This window comes from Sphingomonas phyllosphaerae FA2 (assembly GCF_000427645.1).
Taxonomy (GTDB): Bacteria; Pseudomonadota; Alphaproteobacteria; order Sphingomonadales; family Sphingomonadaceae; genus Sphingomonas; species Sphingomonas phyllosphaerae.
The window spans coordinates 3,165,579-3,188,142 of sequence record NZ_KE386571.1 but is presented as its reverse complement, the minus strand read 5'-3'; the positions used below and the strand labels follow the sequence as shown (position 1 = coordinate 3,188,142).

Annotated in this window: 24 protein-coding genes and 2 pseudogenes; 23 read left to right on the top strand and 3 right to left on the bottom strand. The window is 68.4% G+C overall.

Annotation, left to right across the window (positions count from 1 at the left end; all coding sequences use genetic code 11):
* Nucleotides 1-32: 32 nt before the first annotated feature.
* From SPHPH_RS0115540 to SPHPH_RS0115500, 9 genes are all read left to right on the top strand, one after another.
* Nucleotides 33-785 (top strand): flagellar basal body rod protein FlgF, encoded by a 753-nt coding sequence (locus tag SPHPH_RS0115540; protein ID WP_028967529.1) that lies wholly within the window; start codon nucleotides 33-35, stop codon nucleotides 783-785.
* A gap of 15 nt (nucleotides 786-800) precedes the next feature.
* Entirely contained in the window at nucleotides 801-1,592 is a 792-nt protein-coding gene (flgG, locus tag SPHPH_RS0115535; protein WP_028967528.1) for a flagellar basal-body rod protein FlgG, read from the top strand.
* 56 nt (nucleotides 1,593-1,648) lie between these two features.
* Complete coding sequence (locus tag SPHPH_RS0115530) at nucleotides 1,649-2,332, top strand: flagellar basal body L-ring protein FlgH (protein WP_028967527.1); 684 nt, start codon at nucleotides 1,649-1,651, stop codon at nucleotides 2,330-2,332.
* The gene (locus SPHPH_RS0115525) at nucleotides 2,332-3,426 is read left to right on the top strand and encodes a flagellar basal body P-ring protein FlgI (RefSeq protein ID WP_028967526.1); all 1,095 of its coding nucleotides are present in this window, start codon (nucleotides 2,332-2,334) and stop codon (nucleotides 3,424-3,426) included. Before SPHPH_RS0115530 ends, SPHPH_RS0115525 begins: the two co-directional genes overlap by 1 nt.
* A complete protein-coding gene (locus SPHPH_RS0115520) occupies nucleotides 3,426-3,767 on the top strand; it encodes a rod-binding protein (RefSeq protein ID WP_028967525.1) in 342 nt (113 codons plus the stop codon). The genes SPHPH_RS0115525 and SPHPH_RS0115520 overlap by 1 nt, the downstream gene beginning before the upstream one ends.
* Nucleotides 3,768-3,956: 189 nt before the next feature.
* A complete protein-coding gene (flgK, locus tag SPHPH_RS0115515; protein WP_028967524.1) occupies nucleotides 3,957-5,300 on the top strand; it encodes a flagellar hook-associated protein FlgK in 1,344 nt (447 codons plus the stop codon).
* A gap of 62 nt (nucleotides 5,301-5,362) precedes the next feature.
* Entirely contained in the window at nucleotides 5,363-6,202 is an 840-nt protein-coding gene (locus SPHPH_RS0115510; protein ID WP_162143934.1) for a flagellin N-terminal helical domain-containing protein, read from the top strand.
* Between the two features lie 228 nt (nucleotides 6,203-6,430).
* A complete protein-coding gene (gene motA, locus SPHPH_RS0115505) occupies nucleotides 6,431-7,294 on the top strand; it encodes a flagellar motor stator protein MotA (protein WP_028967522.1) in 864 nt (287 codons plus the stop codon).
* Nucleotides 7,295-7,299: 5 nt separating this feature from the next.
* Nucleotides 7,300-8,202, top strand: a complete 903-nt coding sequence (locus tag SPHPH_RS0115500; protein WP_028967521.1) for a flagellar motor protein MotB — start codon at nucleotides 7,300-7,302, stop codon at nucleotides 8,200-8,202.
* Between the two features lie 131 nt (nucleotides 8,203-8,333).
* On the opposite strand, the gene SPHPH_RS0115495 is transcribed toward SPHPH_RS0115500, so the two are convergent.
* Nucleotides 8,334-9,500: an acyltransferase family protein gene (locus SPHPH_RS0115495; protein WP_028967520.1), complete on the bottom strand. Its 1,167-nt coding sequence runs from the start codon at nucleotides 9,498-9,500 to the stop codon at nucleotides 8,334-8,336.
* 72 nt (nucleotides 9,501-9,572) lie between these two features.
* Between SPHPH_RS0115495 and ispG the strand changes: the two genes are divergently transcribed.
* From ispG to SPHPH_RS0115460, 7 genes are all read left to right on the top strand, one after another.
* Nucleotides 9,573-10,697, top strand: coding sequence for a flavodoxin-dependent (E)-4-hydroxy-3-methylbut-2-enyl-diphosphate synthase (ispG, locus tag SPHPH_RS0115490; protein ID WP_028967519.1), 1,125 nt, complete (start codon nucleotides 9,573-9,575; stop codon nucleotides 10,695-10,697).
* Between the two features lie 36 nt (nucleotides 10,698-10,733).
* A complete protein-coding gene (locus tag SPHPH_RS0115485) occupies nucleotides 10,734-11,009 on the top strand; it encodes an AbrB/MazE/SpoVT family DNA-binding domain-containing protein (protein ID WP_028967518.1) in 276 nt (91 codons plus the stop codon).
* Nucleotides 11,006-11,386, top strand: coding sequence for a type II toxin-antitoxin system VapC family toxin (locus SPHPH_RS0115480; protein ID WP_028967517.1), 381 nt, complete (start codon nucleotides 11,006-11,008; stop codon nucleotides 11,384-11,386). Before SPHPH_RS0115485 ends, SPHPH_RS0115480 begins: the two co-directional genes overlap by 4 nt.
* Entirely contained in the window at nucleotides 11,383-12,285 is a 903-nt protein-coding gene (locus SPHPH_RS0115475; protein WP_028967516.1) for a DMT family transporter, read from the top strand. Before SPHPH_RS0115480 ends, SPHPH_RS0115475 begins: the two co-directional genes overlap by 4 nt.
* Before the next feature lie 159 nt (nucleotides 12,286-12,444).
* Entirely contained in the window at nucleotides 12,445-12,927 is a 483-nt protein-coding gene (locus tag SPHPH_RS0115470) for a GNAT family N-acetyltransferase (RefSeq protein ID WP_028967515.1), read from the top strand.
* Nucleotides 12,927-13,247 carry a DMT family transporter gene (locus tag SPHPH_RS0115465; protein ID WP_028967514.1) on the top strand — a complete coding sequence of 107 codons (321 nt, stop codon included), beginning with the start codon at nucleotides 12,927-12,929 and terminating at the stop codon, nucleotides 13,245-13,247. Before SPHPH_RS0115470 ends, SPHPH_RS0115465 begins: the two co-directional genes overlap by 1 nt.
* A 1-nt stretch (nucleotide 13,248) precedes the next feature.
* Nucleotides 13,249-13,620 (top strand): TfoX/Sxy family protein, encoded by a 372-nt coding sequence (locus SPHPH_RS0115460; RefSeq protein WP_028967513.1) that lies wholly within the window; start codon nucleotides 13,249-13,251, stop codon nucleotides 13,618-13,620.
* Nucleotides 13,621-13,966: 346 nt separating this feature from the next.
* Here SPHPH_RS0115460 and SPHPH_RS21800 read toward each other — a convergent pair.
* Together SPHPH_RS21800 and SPHPH_RS21795 are read right to left on the bottom strand one after the other, a co-directional pair.
* Nucleotides 13,967-14,236 (bottom strand): annotated as a pseudogene (locus SPHPH_RS21800) (flagellin); the annotation flags it as partial.
* Between the two features lie 693 nt (nucleotides 14,237-14,929).
* Nucleotides 14,930-15,340, bottom strand: a pseudogene (locus tag SPHPH_RS21795) (flagellin N-terminal helical domain-containing protein); the annotation flags it as partial.
* A gap of 281 nt (nucleotides 15,341-15,621) precedes the next feature.
* Here SPHPH_RS21795 and SPHPH_RS0115450 point away from each other — a divergent pair.
* From SPHPH_RS0115450 to SPHPH_RS19940, 7 genes are read left to right on the top strand one after another with little or no spacing between them, the layout of a single operon-like run.
* A complete protein-coding gene (locus SPHPH_RS0115450; protein WP_028967511.1) occupies nucleotides 15,622-16,893 on the top strand; it encodes a sigma-54 interaction domain-containing protein in 1,272 nt (423 codons plus the stop codon).
* On the top strand, nucleotides 16,890-17,252 hold the full coding sequence (fliE, locus tag SPHPH_RS0115445; protein ID WP_037488678.1) for a flagellar hook-basal body complex protein FliE: 363 nt from the start codon (nucleotides 16,890-16,892) through the stop codon (nucleotides 17,250-17,252). The genes SPHPH_RS0115450 and fliE overlap by 4 nt, the downstream gene beginning before the upstream one ends.
* Nucleotide 17,253: 1 nt before the next feature.
* Nucleotides 17,254-18,987, top strand: a complete 1,734-nt coding sequence (gene fliF / locus SPHPH_RS0115440; RefSeq protein WP_028967509.1) for a flagellar basal-body MS-ring/collar protein FliF — start codon at nucleotides 17,254-17,256, stop codon at nucleotides 18,985-18,987.
* Nucleotides 18,984-20,021 carry a flagellar motor switch protein FliG gene (gene fliG / locus SPHPH_RS0115435; RefSeq protein ID WP_028967508.1) on the top strand — a complete coding sequence of 346 codons (1,038 nt, stop codon included), beginning with the start codon at nucleotides 18,984-18,986 and terminating at the stop codon, nucleotides 20,019-20,021. Before fliF ends, fliG begins: the two co-directional genes overlap by 4 nt.
* The gene (locus SPHPH_RS0115430; RefSeq protein WP_028967507.1) at nucleotides 20,014-20,784 is read left to right on the top strand and encodes a FliH/SctL family protein; all 771 of its coding nucleotides are present in this window, start codon (nucleotides 20,014-20,016) and stop codon (nucleotides 20,782-20,784) included. The genes fliG and SPHPH_RS0115430 overlap by 8 nt, the downstream gene beginning before the upstream one ends.
* Nucleotides 20,778-22,109 (top strand): FliI/YscN family ATPase, encoded by a 1,332-nt coding sequence (locus SPHPH_RS0115425; RefSeq protein ID WP_028967506.1) that lies wholly within the window; start codon nucleotides 20,778-20,780, stop codon nucleotides 22,107-22,109. The genes SPHPH_RS0115430 and SPHPH_RS0115425 overlap by 7 nt, the downstream gene beginning before the upstream one ends.
* Nucleotides 22,102-22,509: a hypothetical protein gene (locus SPHPH_RS19940; protein WP_037488675.1), complete on the top strand. Its 408-nt coding sequence runs from the start codon at nucleotides 22,102-22,104 to the stop codon at nucleotides 22,507-22,509. Before SPHPH_RS0115425 ends, SPHPH_RS19940 begins: the two co-directional genes overlap by 8 nt.
* The last annotated feature ends 55 nt before the right edge of the window (nucleotides 22,510-22,564 follow it).

Sequence of the window (22,564 nt, the reverse complement as noted above, 5' to 3'; positions counted from 1 at the left end):
TGCAGACGGCCGAGACGTCGGAGAGGATGTAAGTGGACAAACTGGTCTATACCGCGGCGACCGGCCTGCGCGCGCACATGCAGTCGCAGGCCGCGATCGCCAACAATATGGCGAACGTCTCCACCACCGGGTTCCGCGCCGATCGCGTGGTGTTCGACCGGATCATCCTGTCCGACGGCTCGACACAGCTGTCGGCGCGCCAGCCGACCTCCGAAGAGGTGCGCGACGCCGATCGTGCGCCGGGCGTCGTCCAGCAGACCGGGCGTCCGCTCGACGTCGCGATGGGCGATGCCGACAAATGGCTGGCGGTGCAGGCGTCCGACGGGTCGGAAGCCTATACCCGCCGCGGCGACCTGTCGGTGTCCGAATCCGGCACGCTCCAGACCGGCGACGGCTTCCTTGTCATGGGACAGAGCGGCCCGATCACCCTGCCGCCGTACGATTCGGTCAGCATCGGGTCGGACGGCTCGATCTCGATCGTGCCGCAGGGCGACAAGACCGGGCAGGTCACCGTCGTCGACCGGCTGAAGGTGGTGTCGAGCAAGGGCAGCGATGCCGTGAAGGGGCTCGACAATCTGATGCGCGTGCGCGGCGGCGGCGTGATGCCCGCCGATCTCGACGCCAAGGTGACCGCCGGCGCGCTGGAAGGCTCCAACGTCAACATGACCCAGGCGCTGGTCGACATGATCGAGAACCAGCGCAGCTACGAAGTGCAGGCCAATTTGCTGAAAGAGGCCCGCTCCATGGACGAATCGAGCGCATCGGTGATGCGCCTGCCGGGCTGAGGAAGGACCTGACCGATGACCACCGCTGCCATGCACATCGCGCGCACCGGGCTGGATGCCCAGGACACGCGGATGCGCGTTATCTCGAACAACCTCGCCAACGTCAGCACCACCGGGTTCAAGCGCGATCGCGCCGCGTTCGAGACCTTGTCCTATCAGGTCGTCACCGCGCCGGGCGCGCAATCGACCGGTGAAACCAAATATGCCACCGGGCTCAACCTCGGCACCGGCGTGCGCGTGCAGGGCACGTCGCGCACCGAGACGCAGGGGTCGATGAGCCAGACCGGCAACAGCCTCGACCTCGCGCTGGACGGCAACGGCTATTTCCAGGTGCAGATGCCCGGCGGACAGCTCGGCTATACCCGCGCCGGCAATTTCTCGCGTTCGCCCGAGGGGCTGCTGATCACCAGCCAGGGCTATCAGGTGATGCCCGGCATCACCGTGCCGACCAACGCGACGCAGATCACGATCGGCACCGACGGCACCGTCACCGCGACGATTCCGGGGCAGGCCGAGGGGCAGAACCTCGGGCAGATCCAGGTCGCCAGCTTCCCGAACTCGGCGGGGCTGGAATCGAACGGCGACAACTTCCTGCTGGAGACCGCGTCGAGCGGCGCGGCCAATATGGGCGTGCCCGGCGAGGACGGCCGCGGCCGCGTGCGGCAGGGGACGCTGGAGGCGAGCAACGTCAACGTCGTCGAGGAGCTGGTCGACATGATCGAGACCCAGCGCGCCTATGAGGTCAATTCGAAGATGATCTCCGCCACCGACGACATGCTGAAAACCGTTAACCAAAATCTGTCATGACCCGGATCATGACGACCGTATCTTCCCTTCGCCGGATTCGCCTGTTGCTGGGCGGGATGCTCGGCGCCGCCGCCGCGGTCGCGCTGGTGCCCGCCCCCGCGCACGCCAGCGTGTTCGGCAAGCTGCTCAAGAAGAAGCCCGCCGAGGATTTCAGCGCCGCGCGCGTCGAGCCCGCCGCCCCGGTGCCGACCGCGCCGGTCGCCGATGGCGCGATCTTCCAGGTGTCGACCGGCTATGCCGCGCTCTACGAGGGCTGGCGCGCGCGCCACGTCGGCGATCCGCTGACGATCGTGCTGGTCGAGCGGACTGCGGCGTCGAAATCGTCGGCGTCGAAGATCGATTCGAAGGGCTCGTTCGGGCTGACCCCGCCGAGCACCGGCCCGCTCGGCGGGTTGCTGAAATCCACCGACGTCGGCGCCAGCGGCAATCGCGGCTTCAACGGCACCGGCGCGGCGGACCAGTCGAACTCGCTGTCGGGCGAGGTGTCGGTCACGGTCGCCGAAGTCTATCCCAACGGCACGATGCTGGTGCGCGGGCAGAAGCGCGTGACGCTCAACCGCGGCGACGAATTCGTGCAGATCAAGGGCATCGTCCGCTTCGCCGACGTCGATCGCGACAATCGCGTCGAGTCGACCCGCGTCGCCGATGCGCAGATCGCCTATACCGGCAAGGGCGACGTCGCCCGCGCAAGCCGCCAGGGCTGGCTGTCGCGCTTCTTCCAGGTGGTGAGCCCGTTCTGATGCTGCGCACGCTGTTCATCGCGCTGGTCGCGTTGCTGGTTTCGATCCCGGCGCACGCCGACCGGATCAAGGATCTCGGCGGGTTCCAGGGCATCCGCTCGAACCAGCTGACCGGCTACGGCGTGGTGGTCGGCCTGCCCGGCACCGGCGACGACAATCTCGAATATACCGTCCAGTCGGTGAAGGCGGTCGCGTCGCGCTTCGGGCTGCAACTGCCCGCCAACGCCAATCCCGGGCTCAAGAACGCCGCGGTGGTGCTGATCACCGCCGAGCTGCCGCCCTTCGCCAAGCCTGGCCAGCGGATCGACATCACCGTCGCCTCGATGGGCAAGGCCAAGTCGCTGCGCGGCGGTGCGCTGGTGCTGACCCCGCTCTTGGGTGCCGACGGACAGGTCTATGCGATGGCGCAGGGCAATCTCGCCGTCGGCGGGCTGGGCGCGGAAGGTGCGGACGGGTCGAAGATCGTCGTCAACGTCCCCTCGACCGGGCGCATCCCCGAGGGCGCCACGGTGGAGCGCGCGGTCGCGACCGGCTTCGCCGACACGCCGTTCCTCACCTACAATCTCGCGCGCGCCGATTTCACGACCGCGCAGAACGTCGCCGCCGCGATCAACCGCAAGCTCGGCTTCGGCAGCGCGCAGGCGACCGACGCGGTGTCGGTGGCGGTGCGTGCACCGGTCGGCGCCGACGTCCGCGCGACGCTGATGAGCGAGATCGAGAATTTGACCGTCGACAGCGCCGAACCGCCCGCCCGAGTGATCGTCAACGCGCGCACCGGCACGGTGGTCATCAACTCGGCGGTGCGGCTCGCCTCCGCGGCGGTGACGCACGGCAAGCTGACCGTCCGCATCGACGAGAGCCAGCGCGTCAGCCAGCCCGCCCCGCTCAGCAACGGCCAGACCGCGCTGGAGAACCGCTCCAACGTGCAGGTCAGCGAGGAGAAGAAGCCGATGTTCATGCTGACGCCCGGCCCGAAGCTGGCCGATGTCGTAAAGGCGGTGAACGCGATCGGCGCGTCCCCGGCCGACCTCGTCGCGATCCTCGAGGCGCTCAAGGAAGCCGGCGCGCTCAAGGCCGAACTGGTGGTGCTGTAATGAGCGACGCGATTGGGCCGATCACCGGCCAGACCGGGCTCGATACGGGGCTGTCGCGGGCCGCGACCAAGCAGAACCTCGACAAGGCCGCGCAGCAATTCGAGTCGGTGTTCACCGGCATGATGCTCAAATCGATGCGCCAGGCGAAGCTCGCCGACCCGCTGATCGACAGCAAGGCTATGGACACCTTCCGCGACATGAGCGACCAGAAGGTCGTCCAGAACATGGCCGAACACCATCCGCTCGGCATCGGGCAGGCGATGAGCAAGTTCCTGGCGCAGTCGCAACCGGAAATGGGGGCGGGTACGGACGGGGCAGCGACGGCAACACCGAAGCCCTGAGTCACCCCCGTCATTGCGAGCGCAGCGAAGCAATCCAGAGCCGGACCAGGACGCCCTGGATTGCTTCGCTGCGCTCGCAAGGACGTCGACCCTGAGGCGAGCCTCGCCTCCCCAGCCGGGCAATGGGCCAAAAACCTGTCAAACCACCCGTCAACCCGATCTTAACCCGAATCGTGCGACTCTCACCGCATGAGTGATCTGCTCTCCTTAGGCGCTTCGGGCGTGCGCACGTATCAGACGGCGCTGGCGACGACGTCGGAGAACATCGCCAATGCTGGCAACGCGTCCTACGTCCGGCGCACGCCCAGCATCCGCGAGATCACCGGGGGCACCGGCTTCAACACATCTTCGCCGAACGGCATGGGGTCGTCGGCCTTCAACATCCTGCGCGCCGGCAACAGCTATGCCGACCAGACGCTGCGCACCGCCGCTTCCGATCTGTCGCGTACCGAGGCCGGATCGGTCTGGCTGGAGCGGATCGAGACCGCGCTGGGCAGCGGCGGGCTGTCGTCGCGGATGACCGCCTTCTTCGCCGCCGGCACCGCGCTTCAGGCAGATCCCTCCTCCACCGCGCTGCGCGCCGGGATGCTGAGCGCCGGCTCGTCGGTCGCCGATGCGTTCGGCGTCACCGCGCGCGCGCTCGACGATTCGGCGGCCGAGCTGGACGGACAGGCCGGTCAGGCCGCCGCCGAGCTGACGCGGCTCAATCAGGCGATGCTCAAGGTCAACCAGGGGCTGGTGAAGACCGCACCCGGCACCTCGGCGATGGCCGGGCTGATGGACCAGCGCGACGATTTGCTTCAGCAGATGAGCGCGCTGACCGACGTCGACGTCAAGATCGACGATTACGGCCGCGCCACCGTCCGCGCCGCCGGCCCCAACGGCCCCGTGCTCGTCGACCCGCGCGACGCCAGCGAGGTCGCCTATGGCCGCACCGGCAGCAACGTCGCGCTCGCGGTGCGCCCGCCCACCGGCTCCCCGACGCTGTTCGACCCCGATGGCGGGTCGCTGGCCGGGATGGTCGAAGGTGCGCAGCGGATCGCCACCACGCGCGACGCGCTGGGGCGCATCGCCAAGGACCTGACCGAGACGGTCAACACGTTGCAGGCCGCCGGCGACGATCTGAAGGGCAACGTCGGCACCGACTTCTTCACGGCGAGTACCACCGACCCGACCCAGTTCAAGGTGGCCCTGACCGGCGGCGACCAGATCGCGGCGGCCGGGCGCGCGGGTGGATCGCGCGACGCATCGAACCTGGTCGCGCTGGCGGGCAAGCGCAGCAGCATGGGGTTCGAGGGCAGCGTACAGGGGCTCGTCACCGACAATGCCGCGACGCTCAAGCAGCGGCGGCTGGTCGCGGAGGCGCAGACCACGATCCGCGACGGCGCGATCACCACGCGCTCCGAACTGACCGGCGTCAATCTGGATAACGAGGCGGTCGACCTGCTGAAATATCAGCAGGCGTATCAGGCATCGAGCCGCGTCATCCAGGTCGCCAAGGAAACCTTCCAGTCGATCCTCGAGATCAGGTAATCGCCATGCAGATCTCCAGCAGCCTCATGTTCGATCGTTCCGCGGCCCGGATGGGATCGCTGATGTCGAACGCGGTCAAGCTCCAGACCCAGCTGGCGACCGGCAAGAAATTCACCTCGCCGTCGGAAAATGTCGCGGTCGGGCAGCAGCTTGCCGAGTTCGACCGCAAGAACATCGACGCGGCTGCCTATACGTCGAACATGAACATGTCGTCGTCGCTGCTGTCGCAGGCCGATACGACGCTCGATTCGGTCTACACGCAGATGCAGCGCGCGACCGAACTGACGGTGCGCGCCAGCAACGGCTCGCTCAGCGTCCAGGATCGCAAGGTGATCGGCGACGAGATGAAGGCGGTCGTCGACACGCTGATCGGGCTGGGCAACGTCACCGATTCGAATGGCCGCTCGCTGTTCGGCAGCGCCAGCGGCGACGCGGCGATCACGAAGAACACCGACGGCACCTTCACCTACAATACCGCGCCGTCGCTGTCCGAAGTGCCGATTGCCGACAATATGTCGATCCAGCCGACCGAGACCGCCGCGCGCATCTTCCAGAGCCCGGCCGGCGACACGCTGGCGATCCTGTCGCAGCTCGCCGCGGCCTTGCAGGGCGGCGACCCGACCGGCGAGTCCGCGCGCGGCGCGCTCGACAAGGTCAACAGCGCGACCGATCAGGTCTCGATCGTCCAAGCATCGGTCGGCGCCCGCGCCGCGCGCGTCGAACTTCAGCAGACGTTGCAGGAGAATGTCTCGGCCGACCGCGAGGAGCTGCGCTCGTCGCTGGAGGATACCGACATGACCGCGACCGCGGCGGAATTCGCCAAGACGATGACGATCCTGAACGCGACCCAGTCGAGCTTCTCGAAACTGTCGCAGCTATCGCTGTTCAGCTACCTGCGCTGATCCACTCTTCCGTCATTGCGAGCGTAGCGAAGCAATCCAGGGCGTCCTGATCCGGCCCTGGATTGCTTCGCTACGCTCGCAATGACGTTTGCGGGATGAGCGGACAGTCAGTCAGCCCCCAACGGCAAACGCCGCATCACACCCCCCCGCGGTAACCACTTCTCCACCGCTGTCGGGTTAACCACTCCCCTCGAGAATCATCCCGCACGCTTATTGGGGAAAAGTGCCATGTTCCCGGCCATCGGCCTCGTCATCCTCCTCGGCATGGTGTTCGGCGGTTTCGCCATCACCGGCGGCAACCTCGGCCCGGTGTTCGAGGCGATCCCGCACGAAATGCTCATCATCGGCGGCGCCGCGGTCGGCGCGCTGGTCATCGGCAATTCCGGCAAGGAATTGAAGGCGGTCGGCGGCGGGCTCGGCAAGGTCTTCAAGGGCCCAAAATACAAGAAGCAGGATTATCTCGACGTCATCTTCCTCGTCAGCAAGCTGATGAAGATGCTGCGGATGGAAGGGCCGATCGCGCTGGAACCGCATGTCGAGGACCCGAAGTCCTCGGCGGTGTTCGCCGAATATCCCAAGCTGCTGAAGGACCATACGTTGGTCAACCTGATCGCCGACACGCTGCGGCTGGTCGTCGTGTCCTCGGGCACCCTCGACGTCCATGCGGTCGAGGAGGTCATGGACAACGCGATCAAGACCCACCACCACGAGGTCGAGGGGCCGGAGCACACGCTGCAGAGCCTCGCCGACGCGCTGCCCGCGCTCGGAATCGTCGCGGCGGTGCTGGGCATCGTGAAGACGATGGGCTCGATCGACAAGCCGCCGTCGGTGCTGGGCGGGATGATCGGCTCGGCGCTGGTCGGCACCTTCATGGGCGTGTTGCTGGCGTACGGGATCGTCAATCCGTTCGCGGGGCGGCTGAAGCAGGTGATCGATGCCGACGCGGCGATCTATCATGTCGTCAAGCAGATCATCATCGCCTCGCTCCACGGCCATCCGCAGCCGCTGGTGATCGAGGCGGCGCGCTCGGGGATCGACCACAAGAACCAGCCCGGCTTCGCCGAGGTCTTCGACGGCCTGCGCGGTAAGTAAACCCGATGGCCAAGGCACCGCACGGCAAGAACGAGCCGCCCAAGATCGTCATCGTCAAGAAGATCACGATGGTCGCCGGGGGACACCACGGTGGCGCGTGGAAGGTGGCCTATGCCGATTTCGTGACCGCGATGATGGCGTTCTTCCTGCTGCTGTGGCTGCTCGGCGCGACGACCGAGAAGCAACGCAAGGGCATCGCCGATTATTTCGCGCCGACGCTGATCGACAAGAAGCGCGTCGGGATCGGCGGCAACGGCATGTTCGGCGGCGAATCGCTGACCTCGAAGGAGAAGATCGGTCCGAAGGCGGGCACGTCGGATCTACACGCGCTGGCGCTGGTCACCACCGATCCGGTCGGCGAGGCCAAGGGATTCGGCAAGAAGGGCTCGCTGCGCAGCAGCAGCGCGGTCGCCAAGGAAGACGCCAAGAACTTCGCCAAGCTGCGCCAGCAGGTGATGCAGAAGATCATGGCGCAGCGCGAGCTGGCGAAGCTGGCCAAGCACATCCGCTTCACGATGACGTCGGACGGGATGCGCATCGATCTGGTCGACGACGCCGATTATTCGATGTTCGCGCTGGGCACGACTGCGCTGGCCAGCGATGCCTCGGCGCTGATCGGGCTGGTCGCGCAGGGGATCAAGGAAACGCAGAACCCGATCTCGATCCGCGGCTATACCGACAGCCTGCCGTATGGCGATCCGCGCGCGATGAACAACTGGATGCTGTCGTCCGGCCGCGCCGAGGCGACGCGCCGCCGGTTGGCGCTGGGCGGCATCCCTGAGACGCGCTTCAACCGGATTGAGGGCGTGGCGGACCGCGAACCGATGATCGCCGACAACCCGCAGGACCCCCGCAACCGCCGCGTCGCGATCACCTTGCTCTACCGCGCGGGGTCGTTCGGGCAGTAGGAGGCACGGGGAGCGCCACAAACCCTCGTCGCCCCGGACTTGATCCGGGGCCCCGCTTCTTCCCGGCCGAACCCAAAAGCGGGATCCCGGATCAAGTCCGGTATGACGGAAGAAGGCAGGCCACCGCTACCTCAAACGATCGCCGGCCGCGGATCGACATGCGTCCGCCGCGACGCATGCCGCCGCAGCCCGATCAGCGGGCGCAGCGGCCCGATTGCGCGCCCGCCCAGATAGAAGGCCCAGCACCCCGCCAGCGTCGCCGCGACCAGCAATGCGAACGCCAGCCCGCCCGGCAGCGCGAACGGCGCCAGCCAGAAGGCGACCAGCACGATGATCGACTGGTGGACGATGTAAAAGGGAAACACCGCCTCGGTCAGCACCCGCCGCCACTTGCGGTCGCGGTTCCAGTGCCCGTCGGCATAGCCGATCAGCGCCGCGACCGCCGCCCAGCCCTCGACCGATCGCGCCACCGAGAAGACGATCCCCCAAGGGTACGGCATGCTGCTGCCCGGCCACCGGATTTCGATCCCCGCGACGACCGCATAGGCCGCCAGCGCGATCGCCGCCGACGGCTTCCACCGCGCGACCAGCGCCGCCAGCGTCTCCGGCGCGCACGCCAGCGCGTAGCCGAACAGGAAGAACGGGAAGTAGCTGAAATGCGCGACCCAGTCGTCGACCAGCGCGTGCGTCTCGCGTCCGCCGGGAAACAGCCAGAAGCTGACCAGCACCATCCACGCGATCGGCACCACCAGCAGCGCCGGCCCGCGCATCATCCACGCAAACCCTGCCTGGATCGCGCGCCGCACCACCCGCGGCAGCAGCAATGCACCCGCGGCGAGCACCAACGTATAGACCCACAGATAGGCGACGAACCACAGGTGGTTCCAGGCGGGCAGGAACAGCGCCCCGACCTGCGCGAACCGGAAGTAATCGTGCACCCAGAAGTGCCCGAACCCGTGCGGATAGCCATATTTCTGCGACAGCTCGACCCACGGCTGCACCGGCACGATCACCGCGATGCCAAAGATCAGCGGGACGAGCAGCCTGAGCGAGCGCTGCCGCGCGAACCGCCACGGCGCCTTGTTGCGCAGCATCAGCGCGCGGCTGGCGTATCCCGAAACGAGGAACAACAGCGCCAGCCGCCACGGGTTCGACGCCATCATCGGCACTGCCACCCACCACGCGCCCGGCAGCTTCGCATGGAAGTCCCACGGCACGAACACCATGCCGACGTGATAGAGGATCAGGATCGCGAACGCCCCGATGCGGAGCCAGTCCAGGCCGTAATGACGCTGCATTTGCGGTCGCCTAGCATTGCTTGGCGGATGCTGCGACTTTGAACTGCCACGCCACACGCGTATATGGCGTCTATGTCGATCCGTCCGTGGCGCGATATCGCGCGTCGTCCCAGCCGCCAGATCATGGTCGGCAATGTCCCCGTCGGCGGGGATGCCCCGGTCACCGTGCAGACGATGACCAATACTCCGACCGAGGATGCCGCCGCGACGATCGACCAGATCCGCCGCTGCGAGGAGGCGGGGGCGGACATCGTTCGCGTCAGCTGCCCCGACGTCGCCTCCACCGCCGCGCTCGGCCAGATCGTCCGCGCCGCGAAGGTGCCGATCGTCGCCGACATCCATTTCCACTACAAGCGCGCGCTCGAGGCCGCCGACGCCGGCGCGGCCTGCCTGCGCATCAACCCCGGCAACATCGGCTCGTCCGACCGCGTCGCCGAGGTCGTGCGCGCCGCCAAGGCCAACGGCTGCGCGATCCGCATCGGCGTCAACGCCGGGTCGCTCGAGAAGGACCTGCTCGAAAAATACGGCGAGCCGTGCCCCGAGGCGCTGGTCGAATCGGCGCTCGACCATATCAAGCTGCTCCAGGATCACGACTTCCACGAATATAAGGTCGCGGTGAAGGCGTCAGACGTCTTCCTCGCGGTCGCCGCCTATCAGGGGCTCGCCGAGGCGACCGACTGCCCGCTTCACCTCGGCATCACCGAGGCCGGCGGGCTGATCGGCGGCACGGTGAAGTCGTCGATCGGGCTCGGTTCGCTCCTGTGGTTCGGGATCGGCGACACGATCCGCGTCTCGCTGTCGGCCGAGCCGGAGGAGGAAGTCCGCGTCGGGTTCGAGATCCTCAAGGCGCTCGGCATCCGCAACCGCGGCGTGCGCGTGGTGAGCTGCCCCAGCTGCGCGCGACAAGGCTTCGACGTGATCCGCACCGTGCAGGCGCTGGAGGAACGGCTCCAGCACATCCGCACCCCGATGAGCCTGTCGGTGCTCGGCTGCGTCGTCAACGGTCCCGGCGAGGCGCGCGAAACCGACATTGGCATCACCGGCGGCGGCAACGGCAAGCACATGGTCTATCTGTCGGGCGTCACCGACCACCACGTGCAGGACGCCGACATGATCGAGCATATCGTCAAGCTGGTCGAGGCGAAGGCGGTGGAAATCGAGGCAGCGGACGCGGCGGCGAAACTGGCGGCGGAATAGGTCCTGTGATATACGTCAGGTCCTGGAGGGCGTGACGTGACCTATCATGCAAAGGTGATCGCGGGCGGCAAGATCGTTATTCCTGCCGACCTGCGCCGCGAGTTGAGCATCAAGGACGGCGACATGGTCGTCATCGACCGTGACGCACAAGGCGGAATGGTCCTTAGGACGCACGCCCAGGTCGTTCGGGAGGTGCAGGACATCTTCCGTCCGTTCCGTGATGCACATGGAAGTATCGTCGACGATCTGCTCGCCGGTCGCCGAGAGGAACAGCGCCGAGAAGGTGACGCGGACGCGGCATCGGCAGCGTGACGATCGTCTTCGATTCATCCGCGCTGCTGGCGTTGTTGTTCGACGAAGCAGGCAGTGATGTCGCGCTGCCGTTCGTGCGCGGCGCGCTGCTTTCGGCGGTCAATCTCGATGAAGTGCTCCACAAATGTGTCCGCCGTGGCATAGACGCGGGGGCGGTGCTGGATAGCTTGCGCCGCCTTGAAGTGGCGATCGGCTCCTTCGACAGCGAACAGGCTCGGGTCAGTGCCGCGCTTCACCCCCGCGCGCAGGCGTTGCGACTGTCTTTTGCCGATCGTGCCTGTCTGGCGCTCGGCATCGTCCGTCGCGCAACCGTCGTGACCGCCGATCGCGCCTGGCAGGCGTTCGACGGCGACGTCGACATCCGCCTGATCCGTTGACCAACTCGCGCCATCTCTCCCCCGCACTGGCGCTCGCCGTCGCGGCAGGCGGGATCGGGCTGTTCTCGATCATGGACGCGTTCATGAAGTCGCTGGTGCTGGCGATCGGCGTCTACAATGCGCTGCTGTGGCGGACGCTGCTATCGACCGCGATCGGCGGCGCGGCGTGGCACATCGGCGGCGGGCGGCGGATCGGCGCGCGGGCGCTGCGGCTGCATCTGGCGCGCGGCACGCTGACCACCGCGATGGCCTTGCTGTTCTTCTGGGGGCTGGCGCGGGTGCCAATGGCGCAGGCGATCGCGCTGACCTACATCGCGCCGCTGCTCGCGCTGCTGCTCGGCGCGTGGTTGCTCGGTGAGCGCGTCGGCGCGCGGGTCGTCGCGGCATCCTTCGCGGCGCTGGCTGGCGTGGCGGTGATCCTTGCCGGGCAGACGCGCCTGGCGCTCGGGCCGGAAGCGTTGGCGGGCGCGGGCGCGATCCTCGCCTCGGCGATCCTCTACGCCGCGAATTTGATCGTCGCGCGGCTCCAGAGCCAGGCGGCGGGCCCGCGCGAGATCGCCTTCGTCCAGTCTGCGGTCATCGCGCTGCTGCTGCTCTGCGCCGCGCCGTGGCTGGCGGTGCCGCCCGCGTCCGCGATGTGGTGGAAAATCGTGATCGCTGCACTGCTCGCAACCGCGTCGCTGTTCCTCCTCGGATGGGCCTATGCGCATGCCGAGGCGGGGTTTCTGGCGACCACCGAATATACGTCGTTCGTCTATGCCGCGGTGCTCGGCTGGCTGTGCTTCGGCGAGCGCGTCGCGCCGACGACGCTGGCCGGCGCGGGGGTGATTGTCGCGGCGTGCCTCTACGCGGCACAAAGGCGGCCGGTGTCGCACGGGGCGCTCGAAGGCGCTGCCTGACGACTCATCCGTCATTCCCGCGCAGGCGGGAATCCAGACGCGCAGGCCCGTCGATAGAAGCGAAACGTCAGAGGTTCTGGATCCCCGCCTGCGCGGGAATGACGGCAAGGCAGTGGACGAAGGTTGGGCAGCTCATCACGACGCGCTACACCCGCGGCGATGACGCTCACGATCCGCCCCGCCGCCCCCGCCGACGTTCCGACGATGCTCGGTTTCGTCCGCGATCTCGCCGCGTTCGAGAAGGCGCCCGACGCGGTCGAGACGACCGCGCCGATGCTCCACGACGCGCTGTTCGGCACGACCCCCGCCGCCGAGGCGCTGATCGCCGACCTCGACGGCCGCGCGGTCGGCTTCGCGATCTTCTACCTCACCTTCTCCACATGGACCGGCAAGCGCGGCATCTGGCTCGACGATCTCTACATCGCGCCCGAAGCGCGCGGACAGGGCGCCGGCGCGGCGTTGCTCGAGGCGCTGGCCGGCATCGCGGTCGATCGCGGCTATGCGCGCTTCGAATGGTGGGTGCTCGACTGGAACACCCCCGCGATCGACTTCTACCGCGCCAAGGGTGCGGTCGCGCAAGGTGAATGGACCGTGCAGCGCGTCGACGGCGCGGCGTTGCGCACGCTGGCGGGGCGCGGCTGATGGCGTGGGTCTGGCTGGTCGTCGGCGGGCTGTTCGAGGTCGGCTTCACCACCTGCCTGCGCAACGCCGACGGCTTCCGCCACATCGGCTGGACGCTCGCCTTCCTCGCCTCGATATCGATGTCGATGCTGCTGCTGGAGGTCGCGGCGCGCAGCATCCCGATGGGGACGGCCTATGCGGTATGGACCGGGATCGGTGCGCTCGGCACCGTGCTGACCGGCATTTTCTTCTACGGCGAGGCGGCGACCCCGGTGCGGCTGCTGCTGATCCTCGGCGCAGTCGGGTGCATCGCCGGGCTGAAGCTGACCGCGGGGCATTGACGTGGCGCTGGACCAGGGATTGATCGACTGGGTCGCGGAGGCGCTGACAGCGGAGGGCAGCGTCACGCACCGCCGGATGATGGGCGGCGTGACGCTCTACCTCGACGGTGTGGTCTTCGCGATCGTCGACGGCGACGGCAGCCTGTGGTTCAAGGGCGATGCCGACAGCGACGCGGCATGGGACGCGGCAGGCTGCGCGCGCTTCACGCATGAGCGCCGCGACGGCACGGTGGCGTCGATGAACTACCGCCGCGCGCCCGAGGAGTGCCACGACGATCCCGAGGCATTGCGCGAATGGGCAATGCTCGGCGTTGCAGCCGGGCGGAGAGCGCCGGTCAAGAAGACGCCGGCATCCCGAAAGAAGCGCGCGTAACGATCACGCGCCCTCATTTCATCACGCCGCCCGGCTGGAATCGAACGAACGCAGGCGACCGCGCAAGAGGGGCTGCCATCCGCGCCACGCGCCGTCGCCCTGCACTGGCAGGGGCCCATGTCTGCGTCGTGCCGCGCGTCATCTGACACACGGCTCACGCGCAATGTGTCAGCCTGATCGACCAACGAAACAGCGATAGGCCCCTGCCTGCGCAGGCGCGACGGCGTTCGGCGCGGACCCGCAAACAGCGAAAACCCCCGCCAGCCATCCGGCTGACGGGGGTCTTCTTGTCCGGCACCGGCCCCGCTCTGATCGGGGGCAAGAGGCCGGTGGTCGGCTGCCGGACTTAGCCGAGCAGCTTCATCACGCCCTGCTGCGACTGGTTGGCCTGCGCCAGCATCGCGGTCGAGGCCTGACCGAGGATCTGCGCCTTGGCGAGCGCGGTCGTCTCGGTCGAGAAGTCGGCGTCCTCGATACGGCTCTTGGCGTCCGACAGGTTGGTCGCGGTGGTGGTCAGGTTGTTGACCGTCGATTCCAGCCGGTTCTGCGCCGCACCCATCGTACCACGCGCCGCCGAGACCTTGTCGAGCGCGCTATCGATCACCGCCATCGCCGCCGAGGCACCGGCCTGGGTTGCGATCGAGACGACGCCAGCGGTCTTGCCGGTCGTGAAACCGCCGTTGCCCGGGGTGGTGCCGGTGATGTCGATGCCCGCACCCGACATATCTTCCAGCGAAACCGTCCCGATTGCGGTCACGGCAGCCGTCGCCGAGCTGGCGATGAGGGTCGAGTTGGTCGGGGTCGTGGCGCTGCTGATCATCGCATCGGTGTTGGTGATGCCGATGTTGCTGCCGTCCTTGCTGGTCAGCACCAGATTGCCGTCCTTATCGGCGCTCGCCGAGATTTGGCTGGTCGAACCGAGCGTCTGGTTGATGCGCGCCGCTACCGAGGTTGCATCCTTCTCGGCCGCCGTCATCGTGACGACGGTGCCGCCAACCGTCATTTTGTTGCCGACCACCAGCTTCGTCGCGTCCAGCGTTGCAGTGACAGTGTTCTTTGCGGTCGCAACGACACCCGTGGTCGGCTTGCTGTTGACCGCCGCCGCCACCGAAGAGGCGTCCTTGGTCGCAGTGCCGATGTCCACGCCGTTAATCTTCACATCGCCGGCGGAGACTGCCGCCGCCACTTCGCCGCCCTTAACCGAGGCGGTCAGGCCCAGCGAGGAGGTGCGGGTGTCGGTCAGCTTCATATCGATCGTCTGATCGGCGTTGATGCCGGTCTGCAGCTTGACCGCATCGGAGCTGCCGTCGAGCAAGTTGACGCCGTTGAACGAGGTCGTCTTGGCGACGTTGGCGATTTCCTGCGTCAGCTGGCTCATTTCCGACTGGAGCGCGCTGCGGTCGGTGTCCTTCAGCGTACCGTTGGCCGACTGCGTCGACAGTTCCTTCATGCGGGTCAGCATGTTGGTGACTTCGCCCATCGCGCCTTCGGCGGTCTGCGCCAGGCTGATGCCGTCGTTGGCGTTGCGGACGGCCATCGCCATGCTCTTGGTCTGGCTCGCCATGCGGTTCGCGATCGCGAGGCCGGCGGCGTCGTCCTTCGCCGAGTTGATGCGCTTGCCGGTCGACAGACGCTCCATCGAGGTCGACAGCGCCTTGCTCGCGGCGGTCGAAGCGTTGGTGGCGCGCATTGCCGAGGTGTTGGTGTTGATCACGGTCATGGGAAAATCTCCATCTACCGGCCCGTCCCGCCGCCCCCGAATGAGCAGGTGGCCGTGCCGTCACCGCATCAAACGGCTGCCCGCGCCGGACCTTTAGCGCTTTTCGTCGCAGAATTTCTGCGAGGGGCGGACCGCCCCCGCCTCCCACTTCCCCCTACGTGTATGCGCGCGCGGGCGCCCCGGGCGCCCGGAAAAAGTCTGCCGGCAACGGCGGCAATTATACCGCGCGTTAACCACCACGGCCGCATCACCGTCGCACTGATTCGAGGGAAATACTGGCCATGCGTTCGATCATGCCGACAGCCACCGTGGAGCGCGCGCACCTGACGCTCGTGTCCTCGCTGCGCGCGCAGGGCTTTGCCGTGCAGGCCCCCGCCGCCCGGCCGCAGCCGAACGTCGCCTATCTGGTCGCCGACGGCGAGGCGGTGCCCGCCCCGGCGCGTACGCTGATCGTCGGCAATGCCGGGCGCGAGGTGATCCCGTTCCGCGACGGCCAACCGGCGCGCATCGCCTATGGCCACGAGGATGTGGCGGTCGGCAACGCCTTCGCGCGTGCGCTGGTCGGCGGGCCCGAGCTGCCGACCGCCGCCGATCCCGAGTCGCTGGCGCTGCTCGCGCTGGCCGAGCGCGTCGCGCAGGCCGACATCACCGTGCTCATCAACGGCCCGACCGGCACCGGCAAGGAAGTGCTGGCGCGCACCATCCACCTGAACTCCGAGCGCCGCGACGGCCCGTTCGTCGCGATCAACTGCGCCGCCTTGCCCGAGACGATGCTGGAGGCGATGCTCTTCGGCCACCAGAAGGGCGCGTTCACCGGCGCGTCGTCGGGCGGTGAGGGCTTCTTCCGCGCCGCGAACGGCGGCACGTTGCTGCTCGACGAGATCGCCGAGATGCCGCTCAACCTTCAGGCCAAGCTGCTGCGCGTGTTGCAGGAGCGCGAGGTGGTGCCGATCGGCGCGACCATGCCGCAGGCGGTGGACGTGCGCGTGGTCGCCTGCGCCAACCGCGATCTTCAGGCCGAGGTGGCGGCGGGCCGGTTCCGCGCCGATCTTTACTACCGCCTGTCGGTGTTCCCGCTGTCGACCCGCGCGCTCGCCGAGCGGCCGCAGGACATTCCCGCGCTCGCCGCGACGATGATCCTGCGCCACGCCGGCACCCGCGCCTCGGTGCCGTGGCCGAGCGACGCCGCGATCGCGCGGCTGGTCGCGCACGACTGGCCGGGCAACGTCCGCGAGCTGGAGAATGTGATCCAGCGCGCCTTGCTGTTCGCGGGCGGCGACACGATCGAGGCCGATCACATCGTCTTCGACCGTCCTTCGCCCGCGCCGCGCGCCGCATCGGGCCACGGCGGCGACGACAATACGCTGGGGCAGGTCGTGCAATTCTCCGAATTCGCCGCGATCCGCGAGACGCTGGCGGCGTGCGGCGGCAGCCGGATCGAGACCGCGAAGCGGCTCGGCATTTCGGAGCGGACGCTGCGCTACCGGCTCGCCAAGGCGCGGGAACAGGGTGACGATCTCGCCGCCGGCACCAGCCGGATGCTGTCGGCATGAGCGCGATCGGAGGCGTCGGCGGCGTCGACCGGGTGATGGCGCTGCGCGCGCAGATCCTGGAGCGCAACGCCGCGCTGAACCGCACCAGCGGCGTGGCCTCGGCGGCTCCTGCCCCGGTCACCGGCGGCGCGGCGAACGCGAGCAGCTTCGCCGACACGATGCAGTCGGCGATCGCCAAGGTGAACGACGGCCAGCAAAAGGCCTCGGCGCTGTCGGAGCAATACGAACGCGGTGAGACCGTCGACATCGCGAAGGTGATGCTCGCACGTCAGGAAGCGTCGGTCGGCTTCGAGGCCACCTTGCAGGTCCGCAACAAGATCCTGTCCGCGTACAAGGACATCATGAGCATGCCGGTCTGATATGAGCAACGCTCTCACCCCGCAGAACCCGGTGCCCGTCACGCTGGTGCCCGAGAAGTTCGCCAACCCGCTGCGCCAGATCCAGGGCGTGATGGCGCAACCCGCGGTGCGCCGCGCCGGGCCGATGGCGTTGATGGTCGGGCTGATCGGCGCGGCCGGGCTCGCCTGGTCGGCGCTGTCGACTCCGCCGCAGAAGACGTTGTTCTCGGGGCTGCCCGATTCGGACAAGGCCGCGGTCACCACCGCGCTGTCGGCCGCGAACATCCCCAGCCATATCGACGATTCGGCGGGCACGCTGACCGTCAACGAGGAGGATTTCTCCAAGGCGCGGCTGCTGCTCGCCGGGCAAGGTCTGCCCAAGGCCGCGCCGGGCGGGTACGCGATCCTCGACGAGCTGCCGATGGGCGTCAGCCGCGCAGTCGAGGGCGAACGGCTGCGGCAGGCGCGCGAAACCGAGCTGGCGCGCTCGATCCAGGAGATCGACGCGGTCGCCGAGGCGCGCGTGCATCTGGCGATGCCCGAGGCGAGCGTGTTCGTGCGCGACAATGCCGCGCCGTCGGCGTCGGTGGTCGTCAAGCTGCAGGGCGGCCGCTCGCTGAGCGACGCACAGGTCCAGTCGATCGTCAACCTCGTCGCCTCGTCGGTGCCGGGGCTGAAGCCCGATGCGGTGACGATCGTCGACCAGATGGGCGGGCTGCTCACCAAGTCGGGCGACGGCCCCGACAGCGCCAACGACAAGCGCATCGAGTTCCAGCGCCGCGTCGAGGACAAATATCGCCAGCAATTGATCCAGCTTCTGACGCCGCTGGTCGGCGCGGGCAATTTCACTGCCGAGGTGCAGGCCGACGTCAACCTCGACGAAACCAGCGCGACGCGCGAAAGCTACGACAAGGAAGGCCGGCTGCGTGCCGAGACCGGCAACTGGACCGGCAACATGGCGACCAACGCGCCGCCGTCCGGCATCCCGGGTGCGCTCAGCAACACGCCGCCGCCCGCCTCGCAGTTGTCGACCCCGCAGCCCGCGACCGGCAACCCCGGCACCCCCGCGGCGCAGCCCGCCGCCGGCGGCCCCGCGCCCGATCCGGCCAAGCAGACCGACGCGTTCCAGCGCGCCTATGATCTGAACAAGGAAGTCTCGGTCACGCGCGCCGCGCCGGGCAACATCAAGCGGCTGTCGGTCGCGGTGCTGCTCCGCGATCCCGAGAAGACCAAGCGCACCGCGATGGAGATCCAGCAGATCAACGATCTGGTGAAGAGCGCGGTCGGCTTCGATCAGTCGCGCAACGACAACGTCACCGTCATCAGCCGCAAGTTCGCCGACGCCAGCGCCGATGCCGCCGCCGCGCCGAAATGGTACGACAATGCGCTGGTGCCGATGCTCGCGCGCAACCTGACCGCGCTCGTCATCGCGCTGCTGGTGCTGCTGCTCGGCGTGCGTCCGATCGCCAAGGCGCTGATGAAGAAGCGCGAGGACGCCACCACCGCCAAGGACGCCGCCGCGGACGCGAACAAGGCCGACGGCGCAGCGCTGACCGATGCGTCGGGCGAGGGCACCGACGGCGAAAAGGCGGACGGCGAGCACATCGCGGTCCAGGCGCCGGTCAGCCTCGACCAGATCGAGACCAGCCAGAGCTACGAGGAGCGCATCGACGCGGTGCGCGGCTTCACGCGCGACAATCCGGCGCGCGCGGCGCTGGCGGTGCGTGACATGCTGGTCGCGGACGCCAAACCGTGACCGAGGTCGCCACCGCCCCGCGGATCTTCACCGGCGTCGAGCGCGCCGCGGTGCTGATGATGCTCGTCGGCGAGGAAGAGGCCGCCGCGATCCTGCAAAAGCTCGATCCCGAGGAGGTCCGCAAGCTGGGCACCGCGATGTTCGCGGTCGCCGACGTCAGCGAGGAAGAGGTCGAGCTGGTGCTCGACGATTTCGTCGGCAAGGCGCGCGAGCGCACCGGCATCACCTTCAACCCCGGCCCGAAGGTCGAGGCGGTGATGACGCGCGCGCTGGGCCGCGACAAGGCCGAGAGCGTGCTGGCGCAGATCACCCCGGCCGAGGCGGTGTGCGAGATCGACCTGCTCGACTGGCTGGATGCCAAGGAGATCGCGGCGATGCTCGACAAGGAGCATCCGCAGATCTGCGCGGTGATGATTGCCAATCTCGATCCGGCGATCGGCAGCCAGGTGCTCGAACTGCTGCCCGAACTGACGCAGCCCGACATCCTGCACCGCATCGCGCGGCTCGGGCCGATCACGCCCGACGCGGTCGACGCGCTGCGCACGCTGATCGCCAGCCGCACCGGCGGCGGCGGGGCGAGCGGCGGCGGCGGCGCGTCTTCCACCGCGCTGCAACTGGGCGGCGCGCGCGAGGCGGCGAAGATCCTGCAGGGCGCGCGCAAGTCGACCGAACAGCGCGTCATGCCGAAGCTGCTCAAGATGGACCGCGACATCGCGCGGCAGATCGAGGAGGCGATGTTCGTCTTCGACAACCTGCTGGAGCTGGACGACAAGGGGCTGGGCACGCTCATCCGCAACGTCGACGGCGATACGCTGGGCCGTGCGCTGAAGGGCGTGGACGAGGCGGCACGCAACCGCATCCTCGGCTGCATGTCCGCCCGCGCCGCATCCGGCATCCGCGACGATATGGAAGCGCGTGGGCCGATGAAGCTGAGCGAAGTGCTCGAAGCGCAGAAGGCGATCATCCAGATCGCCCGCAACCTCGCCAAGGATGGCACGATCAACCTGGGGGCAGGCGACGACGATTATGTCTGAGGCGGATTTCGTCAGTGGTATGCCATCACGCGCCGATGCCGCGGCACTCAGCCGCACGCGCGCGCAATCCGGGATCGCGCCGGGCTTCACGCCCGCGGACCTGATCGCGCGCATCGAACAGGCGTTCGGCGCCCGCTCCCCAGCGCCGACCGCGGCCGAGCACCCGTCGGACGACACGGCCGGCGACCAGCCGCGCCATTTCTCGCCCGCGGACCCGGATGCCGATCCGACCGCCGGCTGGGACATGCTCGACGCCGACGCGCCGATCCCGGCCTGCGTCGAGCAGATCGAGGCGGCACGGATCGCCGGCTATCACGAAGGGCTCGCCGACGCCGCGATGGCGGCGGACGCGGTGGTGTCGCGCGAGCGCGAGCTGCTGGAGGCGGTCGCGGGCGCGATGAAGGCCGGCGGCGCGATCGACCGCGTCGCAATGGCCGAGGCATTGCGTCGCACCGTCACGATGCTGGTCACGCAATTGGTCGGCGAGATCGGCGTGTCCGCGCCGTTGCTCGCCGCGCGCGTCGATGCCGCGACCGAGCTGCTCGCCGACGCCAGCGAATCGGCGATGCTGCGCGTCCATCCCGAGGATTTGCCGCTGCTCGAAGGCCGCGTGCCCGGCACCGTCTTCCCGGTCGCCGACGAAAGCGTCGCACGCGGCAGCTTCGTCATGGAGGCCGCGTCGACGATCGTCGAGGACGGCCCCGCAATGTGGCTGGAACAGCTGACCCACGCGATCGAACGCGCGGCGGTGCCCGCGTGCTGAACCGCTTCGCCGAGGATTACCTCGGCACGCTCGCGCTCGCCGGATCGCGGCCGAAGCCGCGCGTCGCCGGGCGGCTTTCGTCCTATGACGGCTTGCTGATGGAGGCGGTCGGGCTGTCGCTACCGGTCGGCACCGTCTGCAAGATCGGCGCGGACGGCGGGCAGCAGGTCGAGGCGGAGGTGATCGGCTTCCGCAACGGCCGCACGCTGATGATGAATCTCGGCGGCCCCGCCGCCTTGCTTCCCAACGCCCCTGTCCGTCCGCTCGGCCCCCCGGGGGAGGCGGAGGTCGGCGCGGCGATGCTCGGGCGCGTCGTCGATGGCGCTGGCCAGCCGATCGACGGGCTCGGCCCGATCCGCGGCGCAGGCCGCTGGCCGCTCGCCGGGCATATGCAATCGCCGCTCGACCGGGGCCGCGTGCTCGCGCCGATGGATGTCGGGGTGCGCGCGATCAACGGCTTGCTCACCGTCGGCCAGGGCCAGCGCGTCGGGATCATGGCGGGCTCGGGCGTCGGCAAGTCGGTGCTGCTGGGCATGATGGTGCGCGCGGCGCAGGCCGATGTCGTCGTGATCGGGCTGATCGGCGAGCGCAGCCGCGAGGTCGCCGACTTCCTCGAAACCAAGGTCGCGGGCGAGGCGCGCAAGCGTTCGGTCGTCGTTGCGGTACCTGCCAACCACTCGCCGGTGCTCCGCATCCGCGGCGCATTGCGCGCCACCGCGATCGCCGAGGCGTTCCGCGCCGAGGGCAAGAGCGTGCTGCTCATCATCGATTCGCTGACCCGCGTCGCGCACGCCGGGCGCGAGATCGGGCTCGCGCTGGGCGAGCCGGCGTCGGCGCGCGGCTATCCCCCGTCGGCGATCGCGATGCTCCCCAATCTGCTGGAGCGCGCCGGGTCAGACGTGAACACCGGCGGGTCGATCACCGGCATCTATACCGTGCTCGCCGACGGCGACGACGGCAACGATCCGGTCGTCGATTCGGCGCGCTCGATCCTCGACGGGCATATCGTGCTCAGCCGCGCGATGGCCGAGCGCGCGGTCTATCCGGCGATCGACATCTCCAAGTCGATCAGCCGCGTCATGAACGACATCGTGCCGCAGCATCACCAGCAGGCCGCGCGTATCCTGCGCCGGCATCTGGCGACTTATGAGGAAAACCGCGACCTCGTGCTGATGGGCGCATATCGCAGCGGCAGCGATCCCGCGATCGACGCCGCGATCGCCTATCAACCCGCGATCATGGAATTCATTCGCCAGGACACGCACCAGATGGTGTCGCTGACCGATGCCGAGATGGAGCTGGTCGGCGTCTTCGGCGATGCCTGACGCCAAACGGCTCAAGCGCCTGCACCGCGTCCGCACGCTCCAGCTCGGGCTGGCGCGCGCCGACGAGGCGCGGACGCAGGCGCAGCTGACCAGCGAAACGCAACTGGCGCAGCGCATCGCGCAGCTCGCCGACGCCGTCGCCCCAGCCCCATCCACCGTCGCCGGCGCGGTCAACCTCGCCGCGACCGCGCATTTTCGCGAGCGGCTGCACCGCTCGGCGGAGGCCGCGATGAACCGCGTCCGCGCCGCCGAGGCGCAGGTCGAGCGCAGCACCGAGGCAACGCGTGGCGCGCGCCGCGACCAAAGCGCGGTCGAAAAGCTGATGGAACGCCAGCACGCCGCCGATCTGCGCGCCGAGATGAAGACGCTCGAGGACGTCCCCGCGCGCCCGAAGAAGTAAACGGCACGCTCCTTGCAATGTGGCTGGCGAACCCTGTCCACGAAAGCGGCCTGAC